This is a genomic window from Streptomyces sp. NBC_00341, assembly GCF_041435055.1.
GTDB lineage: Bacteria > Actinomycetota > Actinomycetes > Streptomycetales > Streptomycetaceae > Streptomyces.
On the sequence record NZ_CP108002.1, the window covers coordinates 7,607,377 to 7,625,600 of the forward strand.

Consider the following 18,224-nt stretch of genomic DNA (forward strand, 5'->3'; position numbering starts at 1 on the left):
GTGCCCGTCGTGCTGCGTGAGGCATGGACCACCCTCGTACCGGACATGAACGACCGGCACGGGCCGCTGCCGCCGCTGATGCTCGCCCTGACCGTCGTCACCGGACTGGTCGACGCCGTCAGCTACCTGCAACTGGGCCGGGTCTTCGTCGCGAACATGACCGGCAACGTGGTCTTCTCCGGCTTCGCGTTCGCCGGCGCCCCCGGCTTCTCGCTGGCCGCCTCGCTCGTCGCGCTCGCCGCCTTCGCGGCCGGGGCGCTGACCGGCGGCCTGCTCGTCCACCACTCCCACGCCCACCGCGGCCGCATGCTGCTGCACGCGCTGTGCGTCGAGACCGTGTGCGTACTGGCCGCCCTGGTCGTCACGCTGATCTCCGGCAGCCCGTACGACGGCGGCGTGCGGTTCGCCCTCATCGTGCTGCTCGCACTCGGACTCGGTGTGCAGAACGCCGTCTCGCGGGCGCTCGCCGTACCCGACCTCACCACCACCGTCCTGACGCTGACCATCACCGGCATCGCCTCCGACGGGAGGCTCGCCGGGGGCGGCGGCAGCAGGGCCGGCCGCCGCATCCTCTCGGCCGCCGCCATGCTGGCCGGCGCCCTGGTCGGAGCCGTGGCCGTGCTGCACGGGCATCCGGTGCTGCCGCTGGTCCTGGCCGTGGCGATCCTCGCGGTGGTGTGCCTGGCCGCGCGGGTCCTGGCACGGGACGACGGACCGTGGACCCGGCCCGTCGTCAAGAAGTGACCGTCAGGACGCGAGTGACCGCAGATACGCCGCGGTGCCGGGGTCGGCGGGCAGGAACGTCTCGATGGCCAGCTCCGCGACCGTCACGTCCATCGGCGTGTTGAACGTGGCGATGGACGCGACGAACGAGAGCAGCCGGCCGTCCTGCTCGATCAGCAGCGGCAGCGCGAACGGCACCGACGACGAGGGCCCGTCCCACCCCCGACCACCCGGCGCCGGCTCCACCGGATAGCCCGCGACCTCCTCGTACAGCTCACGCAGCTCCGCCGAACGGACCAGGGCGATCTGACGCTCCATCTGCGCCAGCAGATCGGCCCGCCACTCGCGCAGATTGCGGATCCGGGGGGCCAGGCCCTCCGGGTGCAGGGTGAGCCGCATCGCGTTCAGCGGCGCGGCGAGCAGGTGCTCCGCGACCCCGGCCGTCATCCGGGCGATCCCCTCATTGGCCGCCACCACGTTGTACATGCCGTCCACGACGAGCGCCGGATACGGGTCGTACCCCTGGAGCAGCCGGTCCATCCCCTCGCGCAGCGCGCCCATCGCCGGGTCGTCCAGCGCGGTCTCCGTGTAGCGAGGGGCGTAACCGGCGACCACCAGCAGGGCGTTGCGTTCCCGCACGGGCACGTCCAGGTGCTCCGCCAGCCGCAGGACCATCTCCTCGCTCGGGCGGGCGCGGCCCGTCTCGATGAAGGAGATGTGCCGGGCGGAGGAGTCGGCCCGCAGCGCGAGCTCCAGCTGGCTGATCCGGCTCCGCTCCCGCCAGCTGCGCAGCAGCGGCCCTACCCCCGTGTCAAGCGCGACAGTTGTCATGCCGAGACCGTAACGTCACCGGCACCGACCACGAGCGAGGGAGCCCCCGTATGCCCGCCGAACCGCTGCCGCGGAACGAGATCGAGAACCGGCTGCGCGAACTGCCCGGCTGGACGCTGGAGGGGGACCGGATCACCCGCACCTACCGGCTCCCGTCGCATTTCGCCGCCGCCGGGCTCACCGTCCATGTCGCCCAGATCCAGGACGAGCTGAACCACCACTCCGATCTGACGCTCGGGTACGACACCGTCGCGCTCTCGGTGAACTCCCACGACGCGGGCGGGAAGGTCACCGAGAAGGACCTGTCCCTCGCCGCCAGGGTGGCGGCCGTAGCTCCGGGCCACGGCGCACGGTAGCCGGGGCCGGCGGCCCGTCAGGTCACCGGGCCGAACCGGGGATGCGCGGCCAGCCAGCGCGCGCAGCTCTCGCTGCGCTCCACCGCCTCCGCGTACGCGGCCCGGGTGTGGCCGCTCACCGCGGCGGCCGCCGCGGAAGCCGCCGCCGAGCGCGGATGCCAGCCCAGCAGATGGCGCCAGCTCAGCGGTGAACCGGTGATCGGACGGGTCACCACGCCGGGCGTCGGCGGGAAGGTCGCCCGGCACAGCCCGACGGCCCGCCCCACCTGCACCAGATGGACGACGGACGCGGTGTCCGTCTCGTACACCGACACCGGGCTGAAACCCGCCCGCGCGCAGGCTGCCACGAAGCAGTCCGCGAAGCACCCCTCACCCGGCACATCGGCCCAGCACTCGTTCGCCAGCGCGGCGAGCTCCAGCTCGGGCGCCCCGGCCAGCGGATGGCCCTCCGGCAGCATCACGAAGACCGGATCGACCCCGACGACCTGCCACGTCAGCCGGTCCGCGACCGGCGGCGGACTCTCACCGCAGGTACCGATGAGGGCGAAGTCGAGCCGTCCGTCGACCAGTTGGGCGGCGATCTCGGCCACCGACCAGCTGGTGTACGTGGACACCTGCGCGGCCGGGTGCGCCGTCGCCAGCCGGTCCACGAGCCCGCCGAGCAGCGGACCGTGCGTGCCGCCCAGCCGGAAGCGCTCCATGACCCCTCGCGCGTTGGCGAACCGCACCGCCTCCGCCTGGAGTTCACTGACGGCGGGCAGCACCACCCGGGCCCGTTCGAGCACCAGCTCACCCAGCGGTGTCGGCCGCGCACCCGTGTGGTCCCGGTCGAACAGCGGGCCCCCGAGCGCCTTCTCGATCCTCCGCAGCTGTGCGCTCAGCGCCGGCTGCGCGAGGCCGAGCGCGGCGGCGGCCTTGGTGAGACTTCCGGTGTCGGCGATGGCACGTACGGTACGCAGATGGCGCAACTCCAGCTCCATAAGCGCAAGTTATGGCCCATTGCGGCTGCTGGCAATCGTGACCGGAGCGGCGGAGGGAGTTCCGGCCGACGGCGCTGGCTACGCTGCGAGGGTGACCACCGATCTGATCCTGCTGCCGCGTGTCGCCTATCGCGGGCAGGAGATCACCGCGCCCCGGCTGCGCGGTCTCCTCGCGCTGCTCGCGGGCGACCTGCGCACGGGTTGCAGCACCGAGCGGCTGGTGGCGGGGCTGTGGCCGGACGAGCTGCCGCAGCGGCCGGGAAAGGCGGTTCAGGTCCTGGTGTCCAGGGCGCGGGCGCAGCTGGGCGCCGGTGTCCTCGTCAGTACGCCGACCGGATACCGCCTCGCGCTGGACGAGGACCGGGTCGACAGTTCCGCGCTGCTGCTGCACGCCGCCGCGAGCGCGGACCGGGCCAGGGCCGGCGACCACGCGGGATCACTGGCCGAGGCCGAGGCCGGGCTCACCCTGTGGGAGGGCACTGGTGACGGCGCGGCCGGCACCGCAGACCCGGTGGCCGTGCTGCGCGCCGATCGGGCCCCCGCCCACGCCGCCCTGGTTCGCGCGCGGGCGCTCGCGCTCGCCCGGCTCGGACGGCACGCGGAGGCGGCCGGGCCGCTGGCCGGGTCCGCGTCCGGCCATCCGCGTGACGAGGAGGTGCTGGCCGAACTGCTGCGCGCCGAGGCGGCGACGGCAGGCCCGTCCGCCGCGCTGACCCGGTACGAGGCGTACCGCCGCGAGCTGCGCGACGGGCTCGGCACGGAGCCGGGCGCCGGGCTCCGGGCGCTCCAGCGGGAGCTGCTGCGCGGGGAGCCGCCCGTCGTCAGGCACGGCGTGCCGCACGAGCCGAACCCGCTCCTCGGCCGGGACGAGGACATCGCGGCGGTGGAGCGGCTGCTGCTCGCCTCCCGCGCCGTCACCGTCGTCGGTCCCGGCGGCCTCGGCAAGACCCGGCTCGCGCACGCCGTCAGCCGCCGGGCCGGGCAGCGCGTCGTCCACTTCGTAGCGCTGGCCGGTGTCACCGCGGACGGGGACGTGGCCGCGGAGGTGGCCTCCGCGCTCGGTGCGGGCGAGGGCCGGCCCGGCGCCCTGGGCGGCCATGTCCCGGCCGACCCGGTGGCCGGCATCCTCGGCGCGCTAGGCCCGGGGCCCGCGCTGCTCGTCCTGGACAACTGCGAGCAGGTCGTCCGGGGCGTCGCCGGACTCGTACAGGCCCTGGTCGCGTCCTCGCAGGACCTGCGGGTACTCGCGACCGGCCGCGCGCCCCTGGGCCTGACGTCGGAGGCGGTGTACGCGCTGTCGGAGCTCGGGCTCGACACCTCCGTCGAGCTGTTCACCCAGCGGGCCCGGGCCACCCGGCCGGGCGTGCTGCTGCCCTCGGACGCGGTGGCCGGACTGTGCCGACAGCTCGACGGACTGCCGCTCGCCGTCGAACTGGCGGCGGCCCGGGTGCGGGTGCTCTCGGTGCCGGAGATCGCCCGCCGCCTCGGTGACCGGTTCGCGCTGCTGCGCGGCGGGGTGCGGGGTGTGCCGGAGCGCCACCGCACGCTGCACGCGGTCGTGGAGTGGAGCTGGAACCTGCTCACGCGGGACGCCCGGGCCGCGCTGCGCACGCTGTCCGTCTTCCCCGGCGGCTTCTCGGGCGATGCGGCGGAGCACGTCATAGGCGAGGACGCGCTGCTCCTCCTCGAACAGCTGGCGGGCCAGTCGCTGGTCACCGTCACGGACACCCCGGCCGGGGTGCGGTTCCGGATGCTGGAGACGGTACGGGAGTTCAGTGCGGCCCGGCGTACGGAGAGGGGCGGGGACGGGGAGGCCGTGGGCCGGTTCCTCTGCTGGGCGCGGGACTTCGGGGTCGCGCACCACGAGGTGCTCTTCGGCCCGGACCGGTCGGCGGCCTGGGAGCGGACCAAGGCCGAGCAGGACAACCTGGTGGCGGCCCTGCGGGAGGCCCTGGCCCGTGCCGACGGCCCGGCCACGGCCGCGGTCACCGCCGTCCTGGCCGCCCTGTGGCTCACCGACTCCAACCTTCCCCGGCTCACCGCCCTCGCGGCGGACACCGGCCCACCGCTCTCGCACTTCAGGCCCGGGCCCGAGTACGTCGAAGTCGCCCGCGCGGCGGCGGTGTTGTGCGCGGCGGCCCTGCTGATGGGCCACGGACTGCGGGCCGTACGCCAGCTCGTCACCCTCCGGCGGCTGCCCCCGGCCCCGCCGGACACGCTGCTGCGCGCGACCTCGACCGTGCTGAGCGCGGTCCCCGAGATGCTGCCGCCCGACTACGGCGTGCTGGGTGAGCTCTGCGGCAGCGGGCAGCCGCTGGTGGCCGGCGTGGCGGAGTGCATCGCCACCTACGTCTGGGAGTACGGGCACGAGACCGACCGGGCGCTCGCCTCGGCCCGCCGGATGATCGCCGCCCTGGAGCCGGTCGACAACCCGGCCATGCAGGTCATGGGCCTTTCCCGGGCGAGCGAGCTGTGCCTGAAGACCGGGCGGGGCGAGGCCGCGTACGGATATCTGAGGACCGCCCTGGAGGTCCTGCCGCGGCTCGGTGACGAGCACGACTACATCGGCATCCGCAGCGGCCTGGCCCTCGCCTGCCTGCAACGGGGGGACCCCGACGAGGCCGAGTACTGGCTCCGGCAGGCGGAGGGCGACGGCACGTGGCAGCAGGACGTGTTCTACAGCCCCGACCTCGGTGTGCGGGCCGAGATCGCGCTCGCCCGCGGGCTGACGGAGGCCGGGCTCGCCCTGTGGCGCGGCGCGGTGGACCGGCTGCCCGGGGCCGGTTCGATGTACGGCGGCGATCCATGGGCGGACCCGTGGGCGCTGCAGATCCAATCGGTCGCGGTGACGGCTCACGCACACGCCGGCCGCCTCCGGCTCGTCGCGGAGCCGGTGGAACGGCTGCGGCGGCTCCTGGGAGCGCTGGTCTCCGGCCCGGCCGGCACGCCGGTGGAACTCCCCGTCGCCGGGACGGTGCTGCACGCGCTCGGTTCGGCGGGGCTCGCGTCCGGCGACGTCTCAGCCGTCCGGATGATCGCGCTGGCCGAACGGCTGGGGGTGCTGCGGGAGTTCCAGCCGACGATGTCGCAGGCCCGCGCCCGGCAGGCGGCCGAGTGCGCCGACGCGGCGGCGTACCGCCACGCGGTGTCCCAGTACGCCGCCCTGGGGCGGGACGGGCTCCAGGAGGCGGTCCGGGCGTGCACGGCCGCATCCGCCACCGGCTCCGGCGCCGCCGACGAGCACGGCCGGGGCGGCTACTTCGGGTCGCGGCCGAACAGCGACGTCGACCACCAGTAGCCGAGCACGGCCAGGGCCACGCACCACAGGACCGCGAGCCACCCGTTGTCGCCGATCCCGCTGCCGAGCAGCAGCCCGCGAAGGGTCTCGATGGCCGGGGTGAACGGCTGGTACTCGGCGAAGGGGCGGAACCAGCCCGGCATCGCGTCGACGGGGACGAAGGCGCTCGAAATGAGCGGGAGGACGACCATCGGCAGCGCGTTGTTGCTCGCCGCCTCGGGGTTCGGGGAGGCCATGCCCATTCCGACCGCGATCCAGGTGAACGCGGTGGCGACGAGTACGAGCAGCCCGAACGCCGCCAGCCACTCGACGGGCGTGGCGTCGGTGGACCGGAAGCCGATGGCCACGGCGACTGCGCCGACGAGGACCACGCTGAGGACCGACTGCAGCACACTGCCTACGACATGCCCGATGAGCACCGCCCCCCGGTGGATCGCCATCGTGCGGAAGCGGGCGATGATCCCCTCGGTCATGTCCATCGAGACGGACACCGCGGTTCCCGCCGGGGTGGAGCCGATGGTCATCAGCAGGATGCCCGGCACGAGATAGGCGATGTAGGCGGAGCGGTCGGCGCCGCCGCCGATGCCCGCGCTCATCACGTCACCGAAGACGTAGACGAAGAGCAGCAGCAGGACGATCGGCATGAGCAGCAGGTTCAGGGTGAGGGACGGGTAGCGCCGGGCGTGCAGCAGATTGCGGCGCAGCATGGTGCCCGAGTCGCGTGCGGCGAGGGAGAAGGTGCTCATCGGACGGCTTCCTTGGTTGTGGGGGGCGCGTCGGTGCCGCTGGTGAGGGCGAAGAACACGTCGTCGAGGTCGGGGGTGTGCACGGTCAGCTCGTCGGCTTCGGTGCCGGTCGCGTCCAGCCGGTCCAGGACGGAGCGCAGTTCGCGCTGGCTGCCGTCGCTGGGCATCCGCAGCGAGAGCGCCTCGTCGTCCCGGGCGCCCTCGGGCAGCGCGACGGCGGCGGTCCGGTACGCGGACGGGTCGGTGAACCTGAGCCGCACGTGCCCGCCGGGGACGAGCCGCTTCAGCTCGTCGGCGCTGCCCTCGGCGGCGACCGTTCCGTCGCTCAGTACCGCGATGCGGTCCGCGAGTTCGTCGGCTTCGTCCAGGTACTGCGTGGTGAGGAAGACGGTGACGCCACCGGAGACCAGTCGGCGGATGACGCCCCACATGTTGTGACGGCTGCGCGGGTCGAGACCGGTGGTCGGCTCGTCGAGGAAGATGATCCGCGGGCCGCCGACCAGGGTCATGGCGATGTCGAGGCGCCGCTTCATGCCGCCGGAGTAGGTGGCGGCGGGCCTCTTCGCCGCGTCCGTCAGGTCGAAGCGCTCCAGCAGTTCGGCGGTGGCGGCGCGGCCGTCGCGGCGGGAGAGGTGGTGCAGGTCGGCCATGAGGAGCATGTTCTCCTCGCCGGTGATCAGGCCGTCGACGGCGGAGAACTGCCCGGTGACGCCGATCGCCGCCCGCACGGCCTGCGGGGAGGCGGCCAGGTCGTGGCCGGCGACCCGGATGTCACCGGAGCCGGCGTCCGCGGAGACGAGGGTGGAGAGGATCTTGACGGCGGTGGTCTTCCCGGCGCCGTTCGGGCCGAGCAGGGCGAAGACCGTGCCGGCCGGCACCGCCAGATCGATGCCGTTCAGTACGGTCTTGTCACCGTAGGTCTTGCGCAGCCCCCTGGCCGCGATGGCGAGAGGGCGAGTGGTTGTTGTGGTCATGCCGCGCAGGTTGCGGCATGACGCGTTCAGCGTGGTTTCACGATGGTTTCAGCGCGCTGAAACCGGGCGGCGGGCCGGGGCCGGTCAGAGCGTGGACAGGTGGGACAGGAACAGGACCGCTGTCGACAGCGCCAGCATTCCCAGGCAGTTCAGCCAGAACTCCTGCTTGAGGAACCGGGCCCGGTAGTGGGCGTAGGAGGCGCACAGGAAGTACACGATCACCGCGGCGTTGGTCGTCACGGCGACACCCTCGTACCGGAGTCCGGCGGCAAGTCCGGCCGCCGCCAGGAACTTGACGACCACCAGCACCCACCACCAGTCGCGGGGGAAACGCACTCCCTCCAGGCATTGCTGGACGAACATCGGGGGGCGCACGGACATGACCGCGTCGCAGAAGAGCACCAGGGCGAGCAGTGCGGTCGGCCACCACGGATCGGGAGTGCTGATCATCGTTGGGTTCCTTCACGGTCGACGACGAAATGGATGACTTCCTGGAACTGGGAGATCGCGCCCCGCTGGTCGAGAGCGCCGTTGCCGACGGTCATGAGGATGCCCAGGTAGGCGAAGTAGAGGGTGCGCGCACCGGCGCCCGCGCCGGTGGCGGTGAGCGGCGTGCGGGCCAGCAGGGATTCGAGTTCGGTGAGCAGGGCCCGGGCGAGGGCCTGGAAGACCTCGGACTCGTGGGTGCCCCGGACGATGACCGCGGCGTACTCCCGGGACAGTTCGAGGTCGAGTGCGAAGTAGCTGATGAAGGGTTCGACGAGATCCAGGACCTCCCGGGCCGCCGCGGCGGGCGGCAGCGGTGTCGCCCCGCCCCGCCCGTGTTCGGCCTCCCGGCCGTGGTGCACGGCGGCGATCCAGGTGTCGAAGATGGCGACGAGCAGCGCGTCCTTGTCACCGACCGACATGACGGTCCCGGTGCTCACCTCGGCGTCTGTGGCGATCTGGCGGATCGTGCTGGAGCCGAACCCCTGCTCGCGGAAGAGCCGTTCGGCCGATGACAGCACCCTGAGCCGGGTCGCCTCCCGCTTCGCCGCGCGCGACTGAACGCGTTCAGTGAACATGTTCAGGATGGTAGGGCGGCCCGCCCGCACACGCAAGAGGACGCTCCCGGGCCGGTACGGGAATCGGCTTACGGCCCAGAGGGCGACCATGGGCTTCTTCGGCAAGTCGCCAGGCGGCAGCGGCCTCGCGGCACGGTCGCCGCCCATCTGGAGCCCGCCCTCCGGGCGGACGACGCGATGTTGCGGACACGCCCTAGAGTCGTTCGCATGCTGGACTACGACGACGAGGCGGCCGTCTACGACGCCACGCGCGGCGGCGTGCCGCGGGCCGAGGCCGCCGCCGCCGCGGTGCTCGGTCTGATCCCGCCCGGTGCCCGCTCGCTGCTCGACATCGGCTGCGGGACCGGGCTGGTCACCGAACGGATCGCCGCGGGACGGCCAGGTCTGCGGGTGTCCGGCACCGACGCCGCGTTCGGCATGGCCCGGGTCGCGAAGCAGCGCGTCGGCGGTGTGGCGCTCGCCGACGCACGCCGACTGCCGCTGCGGGACGGGGCCGTCGACGCGGTGACGGCGGTCTGGCTGCTGCACCTGCTGCGCGGCGACGGCGATGTCCGGGCCGTGGTGGCGCAGGCGGCGCGGGTGCTGCGGCCCGGCGGCGTGTTCGTCGCCACGGTCGACAAGGACGCCTCGCACGACGTGGCCGGCGACATCGACGCGGCGTTCGCCCCGTACCTGGCGCCCTCCCCGTCCGACGCCACGGACCGGGTCATCGGGTACGGGGCCGAGTGCGGCCTCGACGTGGTGGGGAGCGCGGTCTTCCGGGGGCACGGGCAGGGCCGGACGCCGATGAGCGCGGCACGCGGAGTACGCCGCGGGTACTACGCCTCGCGCCTGGAACTGCCCGGGGCGGCGGCCGACCGGCTCATCGAGGCCCTGGCCGCGCTGCCCGGCCAGGACCGGTGCCGCGCGGAACCGGAGTACCGGCTGCTGGCGTTCCGTCGTGGGCCGGGACCGGGGCCGGCCCGGGGGTGACGCGGGCCCCGGCCGGACAGTGTCCGACGCCCCCTACGCGTCCCAGGCACCGCTCCGCGCGGCCTCTGCGGCGAAGGCGGTGAACGACGTCGCGTCACGCTCCAGGGCGTGCTTGACGCCCTCCGTGACCGTGGCGTTGTGCCCGTCCAGCAGCATCGCGAACAGCTCCGCCAGGAAGCCCGCTTCGGCCTCCGGCACGCCGAACTCGGCCAGCATCGCCGCGTACTGAGGGGCCGTCACGGCGAGGTAGCGTACCTCGCGGCCGCTCGCCCGGGTGATCTCCGCGGCCGCCTCAGCGAAGGTCAGCAGCCGGGGGCCGGTCAGTTCGTGCACCTGCCCCGCACCGCCGTCCCCGCACAGCGCCGCGACCACCACGTCGGCGAGGTCCCCGGCGTCCACGAACGGCTCGGCGGTGGAGCCGGCCGGGAACACCAGCTCGCCGCCCAGCACCCCATCGAGCAGCGCGCCCTCGCTGAAGTTCTGCGCGAAGAACGCCGAGCGCACCACGGTGAGTTCGGCATCCCCGGCCGCCGACCGCAGCGCCTCCTCCGCGACCACCGCCTGCGGTTCGCCCCGCCCCGACAGCAGCACGAGCCGCCGCACCCCGCAGCCCCGCGCGATCCGCCCGAAGGCCGCCATCGCCTCCGGTGCGCCGGGCGCCGCCAGATCGGGGTAGTACGCGATGTACGCCGCCTCCGCACCCCGCAGCGCCGCCTCCCAGCCCGACTCGTCCGCCCAGTCGAACACCACCTCGCCCCCGCGCGATCCGGCCCGCACCGGCACCCCGCGCGCCGCGAGCCGCTCCACCACCCGGCGGCCCGTCTTGCCCGTCCCACTCGTCACCAGCACCGGGCCGGCCGTACGCGATTGCTGCTGCTGCTTCGCCCTGTCGTTTGTCATGACCCAAGGCTCGCCGCGCAGCCCCGCCCCCTCCATCCCTCAGCCGCTCAGCTCCCTTCGTGAACGTCTACGCTGCTGCCCATGGACGCACTTGCCGGACTTCTGGACGGGCCGCGGGCCAGAGGGGCCTTCCTGCTGCGGATGGTGATGGAACCGCCGTGGTCCGTACGGATCGAGGACCGGGCCCCGCTCTGCCTGATGTCGATGACCGAGGGCGAGGCCTGGATCGTGCCCGCCGACGACGCCGAACCCGTACTGCTGCGCCCCGGCGACCTGGCCATCGCGCGCGGCCCGGAACCGTACACCGTCGCGGACCGGCCCGGCACCCGGCCGCGGACCCGGATCGGTCCGGGCGGCGTCTGCACCACCCTGCGCGGCGAACCGCTCGCCCAGTCCATGCACTTGGGCGTACGGACCTGGGGCAACGCCCCGGACGGCGAGGCGTCCATGCTCGTCGGCACCTACCTGCTCGACGGTGAGATCAGCAGGCGCCTCCTGGACGCCCTGCCCGCCCTGATCCTCCTCCCCGGTGACGGTGACGGTGACGGTGACGGTGACGGTGACGGTGACGGCGTGGGCGTGGGCGACGGCCGCGGCAACCCGCTGCTGACCCTGCTCGACCGCGAGATCGCCAGGGACGAGCCGGGGCAGAGCGTGGTGCTGGACAGGCTGCTCGACCTGCTGCTGATCGACGCCCTGCGCACCTGGTTCTCCCGGCCAGGGGCCGAGGCCCCCGCCTGGTACAGAGCCATGGGCGACCCCGTCGTCGGACAGGCGCTGCGGCTGCTCCAGAACGAGCCGGCCCACCCCTGGACGGTCGCCGCGCTGGCCGACCGGACCGGAGTCTCCCGGGCCGGGCTCGCCCGCCGCTTCACCGAACTGGTGGGGGAGCCCCCGATGGCGTACCTGACGGGCTGGCGCCTCGCCGTCGCGGCGGATCTGCTGCGGGAGACGGACGCGACGGTCGAGGCCGTTGCCCGGAAGGTCGGCTACAGCCAGGCGTTCGCCTTCAGCACCGCTTTCAAGCGGGTGCGCGGGGTCGGCCCGCAGGACTACCGGAACGGCCGGGACTTGCCGGACCGGCAACAAAGTTTGCCCGTGACCTGATGTGTGGTGAGGCTGTCCCCATGAGCAACGACACCGGTCACGGTCACCACCACGACAGCAGCCACGGGCACCGGCACGAGAGCGGCCATGCCCACCATCACGGCACCGATCTCGACTGGGACGCCATCGGCCCGCTGCTGGAGAAGGACGCCGAACTCAGCACCGGCCAGTACACGGAGGCCGCCCGCTGGATCGCCGGTCTGCCCGGCGCCCACGAGGTCCGCCGGGTCCTGGACATCGGCAGCGGACCGGGCGTCGTCGCCTGCCTGCTCGCCGAGGTGTTCCCGCAGGCCGAGGTCGTCGCCGTGGACGGCACCCCGGCCCTGCTGGAGCGCACCCGCGACCGCGCGAAGCGGCTCGGGCTCGGTGACCGCGTCACCACCCTGCACGCGGACCTGCCCGCCGAACTGGACCGCGCCGGGGAGGCGGACCTCATCTGGGCGGGCAACGCGCTGCACCACATGGGCGACCAGCGCGCCGCACTGGCCGGATTCGCCGGGCTGTTGCGTCCCGGCGGCACCGTCGCACTCGTCGAGGGCGGGCTGCAACCCCGCCATCTCCCGCGCGACATCGGCTTCGGCCGGCCCGGTCTGGAGGAGCGGCTCGACGTGATCCAGGCCGAGACCTTCGAGCAGATGCGGGCGGACCTGCCCGGCACCAAGCGGGAGACCGAGAACTGGGCCGCCCTCTTCACCGCGGTGGGCCTCGACCCGCACGGCACCCGGAGCTTCCTGCTCGACCTGCCCGCGCCCCTCACCGACGTGGCACGGAATCACGTCATCGACAACTTCACCCGCCGCCGCGAGACCCTGGGCGAGCGGCTGGACGCCGAGGACAACGCGCTGCTCGACCGGCTGACCGACCCCGAGGACCCGGCCGGACTGCACCGGCGCACCGACACCTTCCTGCTGCTGGCCCGGACGTTCCACCTCGGCCGCAAGGCCTGAGCGCGACAAGGCTCGGCCGCAGGGCCTGAGCACGACGAAGGGAGTCCGCCGGACCGGCGGACTCCCTTTCTGTGACGTCAGTGGCGGGACGTCACCGCTGGCCTTCCGGCTCAGGCGCCGAGGTTGAACTCACCCGGGTGCGAGCCGAGCCGCTTGCCCTCGTCCAGTGCCGCGAACGCGGCCAGGTCGTCCTCGTCCAGCTCGAAGCCGAACACATCGATGTTCTCCGCGATCCGCGACGGGGTCACGGACTTCGGGATCACCACATGGCCGGTCTGGAGGTGCCAGCGGAGCACCGCCTGAGCGGGCGTGCGGCCGTGCTTCCGCGCGACCGCGACCACCGTCGGGACCTCCAGGAGGCCCTTGCCCGAGCCCAGCGGCGACCAGGCCTCGGTCAGGATGCCGTGCTTGGCGTGCAGCGCGCGGGACTCGGCCTGCTGGAGCTGCGGGTGCAGCTCGATCTGGTTGAGCGCGGGTACGACCGAGGTCTCGCCGAGCAGCCGCTCCAGGTGCTCGGGGAGGAAGTTCGACACGCCGATGGCCTTCGCGCGGCCGTCCGCGTAGATCTTCTCGAACGCCCGGTAGGTGTCCACGTACGCGTCCTTGGCGGGAACCGGCCAGTGGATCAGGTACAGGTCGACGTAGTCGAGACCGAGCTTGTCCAGCGAGGCGTCGAACGCGCGCAGCGTCGAGTCGTAGCCCTGCTCGCTGTTCCACAGCTTGGTGGTCACGAAGAGCTCGTCGCGGGCGATACCGGAGGCGGCGATGGCCTTGCCGGTGCCCCCCTCGTTCCGGTAGATCGCGGCGGTGTCGATGCTGCGGTACCCGGACTCGATGGCTGTGGCGACCGCCTTCGCGGCCTCGTCGTCCGGCACCTGCCAGACTCCGAAACCGAGCTGGGGCATCTCGACGCCGTTGTTGAGGGTGAGGGAGGGGACCTGGCTCACGAGCGGTCGATCCTTACGTTGGGGGGTGGGACTCGAAGCTTCAACGATCAAGACGGCCCGCACATTCCCGTCCGCGGACGCATTCTTCCCGGCTCAGCGGTACGGCCAGTGCCCGGCTCAGCGGTACGGCCTCTTCCCGGCTCAGCAGTACGGCTTCTCCCCGCGCTCAGCGGTACAGCGCGTCCACCTCGGCCGCGTACGCCGTCTCGATCGCCTTGCGCTTCAGCTTCAGCGACGGGGTCAGCAGCCCGTGCTCCTCGGTGAACTGGTGGGCCAGAATCCGGAACGTCCGGATCGACTCGGCCTGTGAGACCGCCGTGTTCGCGGCCACCACCGCCCGCCGGACCTCCATCTCCAGATCCGGGTCCCGCACCAGTTCGCCCGGTGACAGCCGCTGCCGGCCCTGCATGGCGAGCCAGTGCTCCACCGACTCCTGGTCCACGGTGACCAGGGCCGCGATGTACGGCCGGTCGTTGCCGACCACGATGCACTGCGCCACCAGCGGATGCGCCCGCACCCGCTCCTCCAGACCGGCCGGCGAGACGCTCTTGCCGCCGGACGTCACCAGGATCTCCTTCTTGCGCCCGGTGATCGTCAGATAGCCGTCCTCGTCCAGCGCGCCCAGGTCCCCGGTGGCCAGCCAGCCGTCGTTCAGCACCGCGTCGGTGGACTTCGGGTCGCCCAGGTACCCGGAGAACACATTGCGGCCGTACACCCAGATCTCGCCGTCGGCCGCGATGTGCACCGTGGTGCCGGGGATCGGCTGCCCGACCGTGCCGTACCGGGTGCGCTCCGGCGGATTGGCGGTGGCCGCCGCGGTCGTCTCGGTCAGCCCGTACCCCTCGTACACCGTGACACCGGCCCCCGCGAAGAACAGCCCGAGCTGCCGCTCCATCCCCGAGCCGCCGGACATGGCGTGCCGGATCCGGCCGCCCATCGCCTCGCGCACCTTCTTGTACACGACCTTGTCGAAGAACTGGTGCTGCATCCGCAGCCCGGCGGACGGGCCGGGACCGGTCCCGAACGCTCGCGCCTCCATCGCCTCCGCGTACTTCACCGCGATGTCCACGGCCTTGTCGAAAGGGCCCAGCCTGCCCTCCGTCTCGGCCTTGCGGCGGGCCCCGTTGAAGACCTTCTCGAAGATGTACGGCACCGCCAGGATGAACGTGGGGCGGAACGTCACCAGGTCCGGCATCAGCGCCTTCGCCGACAGCTCCGGCTGGTGGCCCAGCTTCACCCGGCCCCGGATCGCCGTGACCTCCACCATCCGCCCGAAGACGTGCGCCAGCGGCAGGAAGAGCAGGGTCGAGGCCTCGTCGCCCGGCCGGGAGTGGAAGACCGACTCCCACCGCGATGCCATCGTCTCCGTCTCGAACATGAAGTTGGCGTGCGTGATCACACAGCCCTTGGGCCGCCCCGTCGTGCCCGACGTGTAGATGACGGTCGCGACCGAGTCGGGCGTCACGGCACGCCGGTGCCGGTGCACCACCTCGTCCTCGACATGGGCGCCCGCGGCGACCAGCTCGGACACCGCGTCGGTGTCCAGCTGCCACAGCCGCTTCAACTGGGGCAGCTGGTCGATGACCGAGGCGACCGTCATCGCGTGGTCCTCGTGCTCGACCATCACCGCAGAGACCTCGGCGTCGTGGAGCATCCACAGGACCTGCTCGGCCGAGGACGTCGGATAGACCGGAACGGACTGCGCGCCGACCGCCCACAGTGCGAAGTCGAAGAGCGTCCACTCGTAGCGCGTGCGCGACATCAGGGCGACCCGGTCCCCGAACCGCACGCCGTGCGCGATCAGTCCCTTGGCCAGTGCGAGCACCTCGTCGCGGAACGTGCCGGAGGTGACATCGAGCCACTTCCCGGACGCGTCCTTGCGGCCGAGGGCGATCCGGTGCGGATCCTCCTCGGCGTAGTCGAAAACCACATCAGCGAGCCCGCCCACGTGGGGCGCGGCCGCCATGGGTGGGACAGTGAACTCGCGCAATGACCTGCTCCTTGTGGCGCTCCGCACAGCGCCGTGACGCTACCCCACCGGACGCTGCCGCGGGAGAGCCCGCAACAACCGGTGAAACATGGCGTCTGCACTGGTCAGGGGCTGAAATCCGGCCAGATGGGCAAGGCTCGGGCGCGCTTCCGACCAAGGAGTAAGTGGCTCGCGCGGGAATCTCCACCGAATCTGTACGCCGCGATCACTGCCGTTCCGTGCGGATACGGGGGTTTGGTCCGCAGCTGCCGGGCCTGACCGGGTTGGGCCGCCCCGGCCCGGACCGCGGCGTCCCGTTGATTGTCCCCCTCAAGGCCGCCCCGCAACCCCCGGCGGACGGATCAGCCGCTCGCCGCCCGCCAGGATCGCCGCCGCGAGCGCGTCCGCCGCCTTCTGCGCACCGTCCCGGCGGCGGCCGTGCAGCAGGACGAAGTCCACCTCGCCCAGATCCGGCAGTCCCGCTCTGGCCGGCAGCGGGACCAGGCCGGGCGGGACCAGACCCCGGCTGTGCGCCATCACGCCGAGCCCCGCGTGGGCGGCGGCGGTCAGCCCGCTGAGGCTGCCGCTGGTGCACGCCACCCGCCAGGAACGGCCCGCGCCCTCCAGCACCTCGAGGGCGCGGGCCCGGGTGATGGCCGGCGGCGGGAAGAGGACGAGCGGCACCGGCCGGTCCGGGTCGATCCGCAGCGTCGGCGCACCGATCCAGGTCAGCGCGTCCTGCCAGACCAGCTCCCCGTGCGTGTCACCGGTGCGCCGCTTGGCCAGCACCAGATCGAGCCGGCCGGCCGCCAGCTGCTGGTGCAGTGTCCCCGACAGCTCCACGGTGAGCTCCAGCTCGACCTCGGGATGGTCGTGGCGGAACGCCTGGAGGATCTCCGGCAGCCGCGTCAGCACGAAGTCCTCCGAGGCCCCGAACCGCAGTCGGCCGCGCAGCCGGGTGCCGGTGAAGAACGCCGACGCCCGCTCGTGGGCCTCCAGGATCGTCCGGGCGAAACCCAGCATCGCCTCACCGTCCACGGTGAGGTCGACCCGGTGCGTGTCACGGGTGAACAGCTGCCGTCCGGTCGCCTCCTCCAGCCGCCGCACGTGCTGGCTCACCGTGGACTGCCGCACCCCGAGCCGGCGGGCGGCCCGGGTGAAGCTCAGCGTCTGGGCGACCGCGAGAAACGTACGCAACTGCGCGGGTTCGTACATGCCCGCCACGTTATCGCGAGACACGATCACAGTCAGAGCGGTATACGGGATTCCCGATGTCGGCGGGCAGGGGCACGATGGCTACGGGACAGCCCCTGGGGCAAGGCCCCTGAACGAGAGAACACGTGGAGCACATGAGCCGCCGCAAGCCGAAGCTGCCGTCCTGGCTGCCGCTCGACCCGTACATCCTGGCGCTGATCGGCACCGTCGTCCTCGCGGCGCTGCTGCCGGCCTCCGGCGCGGCCGCCGAGGTCGCGGGCGGGGCCTCCACCGGCGCGGTCGCCTTCCTCTTCTTCCTCTACGGCGCACGGCTCTCCACCGCCCAGGCGCTCGACGGCGTCCGGCACTGGCGGCTCCACCTCACCGTCCTGGCCTGCACGTTCGTCGCGTTCCCGCTGCTGGGGCTGGCGAGCGAGGGGCTGGTCCCGTATGTACTGACGCCCCAGCTCCAGAGCGGCTTCCTCTTCCTCTGCCTGGTCCCCTCGACCATCCAGTCGTCGATCGCCTTCACCTCGATCGCCCGGGGCAACGTGCCCGCAGCGATCTGCGCGGGCTCCTTCTCCTCGATCGCCGGAATCTTCGTCACCCCGCTGCTCGCGGCGGCGCTGCTCGGCAACAGCGGGGGCGGATTCTCCGGGGACGCGCTGCTGAAGATCGGCGTCCAGCTGCTGCTGCCGTTCGTCGCGGGACAGCTGCTGCGCCGCTGGATCGGCGGCTTCATCGCCCGGCACAAGAAGATCCTCGGCCTGGTCGACCGGGGCTCGATCCTGCTCGTCGTCTACACCGCGTTCAGCGAGGGCATGGTCGCGGGCATCTGGCACCAGGTCACCCCGGCCCGGCTCGGGGCGCTGCTCGGCGCCGAGGCGGTGCTGCTCGCACTGATGCTCACGCTGAGCTGGTACGGGGCCAAGCGGCTCGGCTTCGGCCGGGAGGACCGCATCGCCATCCAGTTCGCCGGCTCGAAGAAGAGCCTGGCCTCCGGCCTGCCCATGGCCAGCGTCCTGTTCGGCGCGCAGGCGAGCCTGGCCGTGCTGCCGCTGATGCTCTTCCACCAGACGCAGCTCATGGTGTGCGCGGTGCTCGCGAAGCGGCGCGCCCGTGACCTGCGGGAGACGGCCACGGACGGCGAGGCGCTGACGGCGGCGCCCGTCACCGTGACCTGACGGCCGCGAGGGCGCCTCGCGGCCGGGCGGCG

At 72.9% G+C, this 18,224-nt stretch carries 17 protein-coding genes; 7 read left to right on the forward strand and 10 right to left on the reverse strand.

Translation table 11 applies throughout. The features are described from left to right. A complete protein-coding gene (locus OG892_RS34075) occupies positions 1-744 on the forward strand; it encodes a YoaK family protein (protein WP_327340785.1) in 744 nt (247 codons plus the stop codon). Positions 745-747: 3 nt separating this feature from the next. On the opposite strand, the gene OG892_RS34080 is transcribed toward OG892_RS34075, so the two are convergent. Beyond that, positions 748-1,554 (reverse strand): helix-turn-helix domain-containing protein, encoded by an 807-nt coding sequence (locus tag OG892_RS34080; protein WP_371631097.1) that lies wholly within the window; start codon positions 1,552-1,554, stop codon positions 748-750. 50 nt (positions 1,555-1,604) lie between these two features. Here OG892_RS34080 and OG892_RS34085 point away from each other — a divergent pair, with 50 nt between their 5' ends. Next, entirely contained in the window at positions 1,605-1,910 is a 306-nt protein-coding gene (locus OG892_RS34085) for a 4a-hydroxytetrahydrobiopterin dehydratase (protein WP_073734260.1), read from the forward strand. A 17-nt stretch (positions 1,911-1,927) separates the two neighbouring features. On the opposite strand, the gene OG892_RS34090 is transcribed toward OG892_RS34085, so the two are convergent. Continuing rightward, positions 1,928-2,890: a LysR family transcriptional regulator gene (locus OG892_RS34090; RefSeq protein WP_371631098.1), complete on the reverse strand. Its 963-nt coding sequence runs from the start codon at positions 2,888-2,890 to the stop codon at positions 1,928-1,930. Positions 2,891-2,981: 91 nt separating this feature from the next. Between OG892_RS34090 and OG892_RS34095 the strand changes: the two genes are divergently transcribed. Beyond that, positions 2,982-6,188 (forward strand): BTAD domain-containing putative transcriptional regulator, encoded by a 3,207-nt coding sequence (locus tag OG892_RS34095; RefSeq protein WP_371631099.1) that lies wholly within the window; start codon positions 2,982-2,984, stop codon positions 6,186-6,188. Here the strand turns inward: OG892_RS34095 and OG892_RS34100 are convergent. The 4 genes from OG892_RS34100 to OG892_RS34115 form a co-directional block, all read right to left on the reverse strand. Further along, the gene (locus OG892_RS34100; RefSeq protein WP_073734262.1) at positions 6,146-6,934 is read right to left on the reverse strand and encodes an ABC transporter permease; all 789 of its coding nucleotides are present in this window, start codon (positions 6,932-6,934) and stop codon (positions 6,146-6,148) included. The two genes, OG892_RS34095 and OG892_RS34100, sit on opposite strands and share 43 nt — an antisense overlap. Next, complete coding sequence (locus OG892_RS34105; protein ID WP_371631100.1) at positions 6,931-7,908, reverse strand: ATP-binding cassette domain-containing protein; 978 nt, start codon at positions 7,906-7,908, stop codon at positions 6,931-6,933. The genes OG892_RS34100 and OG892_RS34105 overlap by 4 nt, the downstream gene beginning before the upstream one ends. A gap of 84 nt (positions 7,909-7,992) precedes the next feature. After that, positions 7,993-8,358, reverse strand: a complete 366-nt coding sequence (locus tag OG892_RS34110; protein ID WP_073734264.1) for a DoxX family protein — start codon at positions 8,356-8,358, stop codon at positions 7,993-7,995. Beyond that, a complete protein-coding gene (locus tag OG892_RS34115) occupies positions 8,355-8,972 on the reverse strand; it encodes a TetR/AcrR family transcriptional regulator (protein ID WP_328864702.1) in 618 nt (205 codons plus the stop codon). Before OG892_RS34115 ends, OG892_RS34110 begins: the two co-directional genes overlap by 4 nt. A gap of 207 nt (positions 8,973-9,179) precedes the next feature. Between OG892_RS34115 and OG892_RS34120 the strand changes: the two genes are divergently transcribed. Further along, positions 9,180-9,944 (forward strand): class I SAM-dependent methyltransferase, encoded by a 765-nt coding sequence (locus tag OG892_RS34120; RefSeq protein WP_371631101.1) that lies wholly within the window; start codon positions 9,180-9,182, stop codon positions 9,942-9,944. A 33-nt stretch (positions 9,945-9,977) separates the two neighbouring features. Here the strand turns inward: OG892_RS34120 and OG892_RS34125 are convergent, their stop codons facing one another. Next, complete coding sequence (locus OG892_RS34125) at positions 9,978-10,844, reverse strand: NmrA family transcriptional regulator (RefSeq protein ID WP_371631102.1); 867 nt, start codon at positions 10,842-10,844, stop codon at positions 9,978-9,980. Positions 10,845-10,925: 81 nt separating this feature from the next. Between OG892_RS34125 and OG892_RS34130 the strand changes: the two genes are divergently transcribed. Both OG892_RS34130 and OG892_RS34135 read left to right on the forward strand, forming a co-directional pair. Further along, on the forward strand, positions 10,926-11,951 hold the full coding sequence (locus OG892_RS34130) for an AraC family transcriptional regulator (protein WP_371631103.1): 1,026 nt from the start codon (positions 10,926-10,928) through the stop codon (positions 11,949-11,951). Positions 11,952-11,971: 20 nt separating this feature from the next. Then, on the forward strand, positions 11,972-12,898 hold the full coding sequence (locus OG892_RS34135; protein WP_328864700.1) for a class I SAM-dependent methyltransferase: 927 nt from the start codon (positions 11,972-11,974) through the stop codon (positions 12,896-12,898). Positions 12,899-13,008: 110 nt separating this feature from the next. Here OG892_RS34135 and OG892_RS34140 read toward each other — a convergent pair whose 3' ends face one another. The 3 genes from OG892_RS34140 to OG892_RS34150 form a co-directional block, all read right to left on the reverse strand. Next, complete coding sequence (locus OG892_RS34140; protein ID WP_371631104.1) at positions 13,009-13,845, reverse strand: aldo/keto reductase; 837 nt, start codon at positions 13,843-13,845, stop codon at positions 13,009-13,011. A 166-nt stretch (positions 13,846-14,011) separates the two neighbouring features. Further along, positions 14,012-15,811: a long-chain fatty acid--CoA ligase gene (locus tag OG892_RS34145; RefSeq protein WP_371631105.1), complete on the reverse strand. Its 1,800-nt coding sequence runs from the start codon at positions 15,809-15,811 to the stop codon at positions 14,012-14,014. Between the two features lie 333 nt (positions 15,812-16,144). Beyond that, positions 16,145-17,029: a LysR substrate-binding domain-containing protein gene (locus tag OG892_RS34150; protein WP_073734271.1), complete on the reverse strand. Its 885-nt coding sequence runs from the start codon at positions 17,027-17,029 to the stop codon at positions 16,145-16,147. 134 nt (positions 17,030-17,163) lie between these two features. On the opposite strand from OG892_RS34150, the gene OG892_RS34155 reads away from it, so the two are divergent. Then, entirely contained in the window at positions 17,164-18,192 is a 1,029-nt protein-coding gene (locus OG892_RS34155) for a bile acid:sodium symporter family protein (RefSeq protein ID WP_371631737.1), read from the forward strand. Positions 18,193-18,224 lie beyond the last annotated feature (32 nt).

Excerpts from the sequence above, each read along its gene's own strand:
- OG892_RS34100 (WP_073734262.1), bottom strand. The coding sequence starts at position 6,934 with ATGAGCACCTTCTCCCTCGCCGCACGCGACTCGGGCACCATGCTGCGC.
- OG892_RS34120 (WP_371631101.1), top strand. The coding sequence starts at position 9,180 with ATGCTGGACTACGACGACGAGGCGGCCGTCTACGACGCCACGCGCGGC.
- OG892_RS34090 (WP_371631098.1), bottom strand. The coding sequence starts at position 2,890 with ATGGAGCTGGAGTTGCGCCATCTGCGTACCGTACGTGCCATCGCCGAC.
- OG892_RS34085 (WP_073734260.1), top strand. The coding sequence starts at position 1,605 with ATGCCCGCCGAACCGCTGCCGCGGAACGAGATCGAGAACCGGCTGCGC.
- OG892_RS34080 (WP_371631097.1), bottom strand. The coding sequence starts at position 1,554 with ATGACAACTGTCGCGCTTGACACGGGGGTAGGGCCGCTGCTGCGCAGC.
- OG892_RS34115 (WP_328864702.1), bottom strand. The coding sequence starts at position 8,972 with ATGTTCACTGAACGCGTTCAGTCGCGCGCGGCGAAGCGGGAGGCGACC.
- OG892_RS34110 (WP_073734264.1), bottom strand. The coding sequence starts at position 8,358 with ATGATCAGCACTCCCGATCCGTGGTGGCCGACCGCACTGCTCGCCCTG.
- OG892_RS34105 (WP_371631100.1), bottom strand. The coding sequence starts at position 7,908 with ATGACCACAACAACCACTCGCCCTCTCGCCATCGCGGCCAGGGGGCTG.
- OG892_RS34150 (WP_073734271.1), bottom strand. The coding sequence starts at position 17,029 with ATGTACGAACCCGCGCAGTTGCGTACGTTTCTCGCGGTCGCCCAGACG.
- OG892_RS34135 (WP_328864700.1), top strand. The coding sequence starts at position 11,972 with ATGAGCAACGACACCGGTCACGGTCACCACCACGACAGCAGCCACGGG.
- OG892_RS34145 (WP_371631105.1), bottom strand. The coding sequence starts at position 15,811 with ATGGCGGCCGCGCCCCACGTGGGCGGGCTCGCTGATGTGGTTTTCGAC.
- OG892_RS34125 (WP_371631102.1), bottom strand. The coding sequence starts at position 10,844 with ATGACAAACGACAGGGCGAAGCAGCAGCAGCAATCGCGTACGGCCGGC.
- OG892_RS34130 (WP_371631103.1), top strand. The coding sequence starts at position 10,926 with ATGGACGCACTTGCCGGACTTCTGGACGGGCCGCGGGCCAGAGGGGCC.
- OG892_RS34155 (WP_371631737.1), top strand. The coding sequence starts at position 17,164 with ATGAGCCGCCGCAAGCCGAAGCTGCCGTCCTGGCTGCCGCTCGACCCG.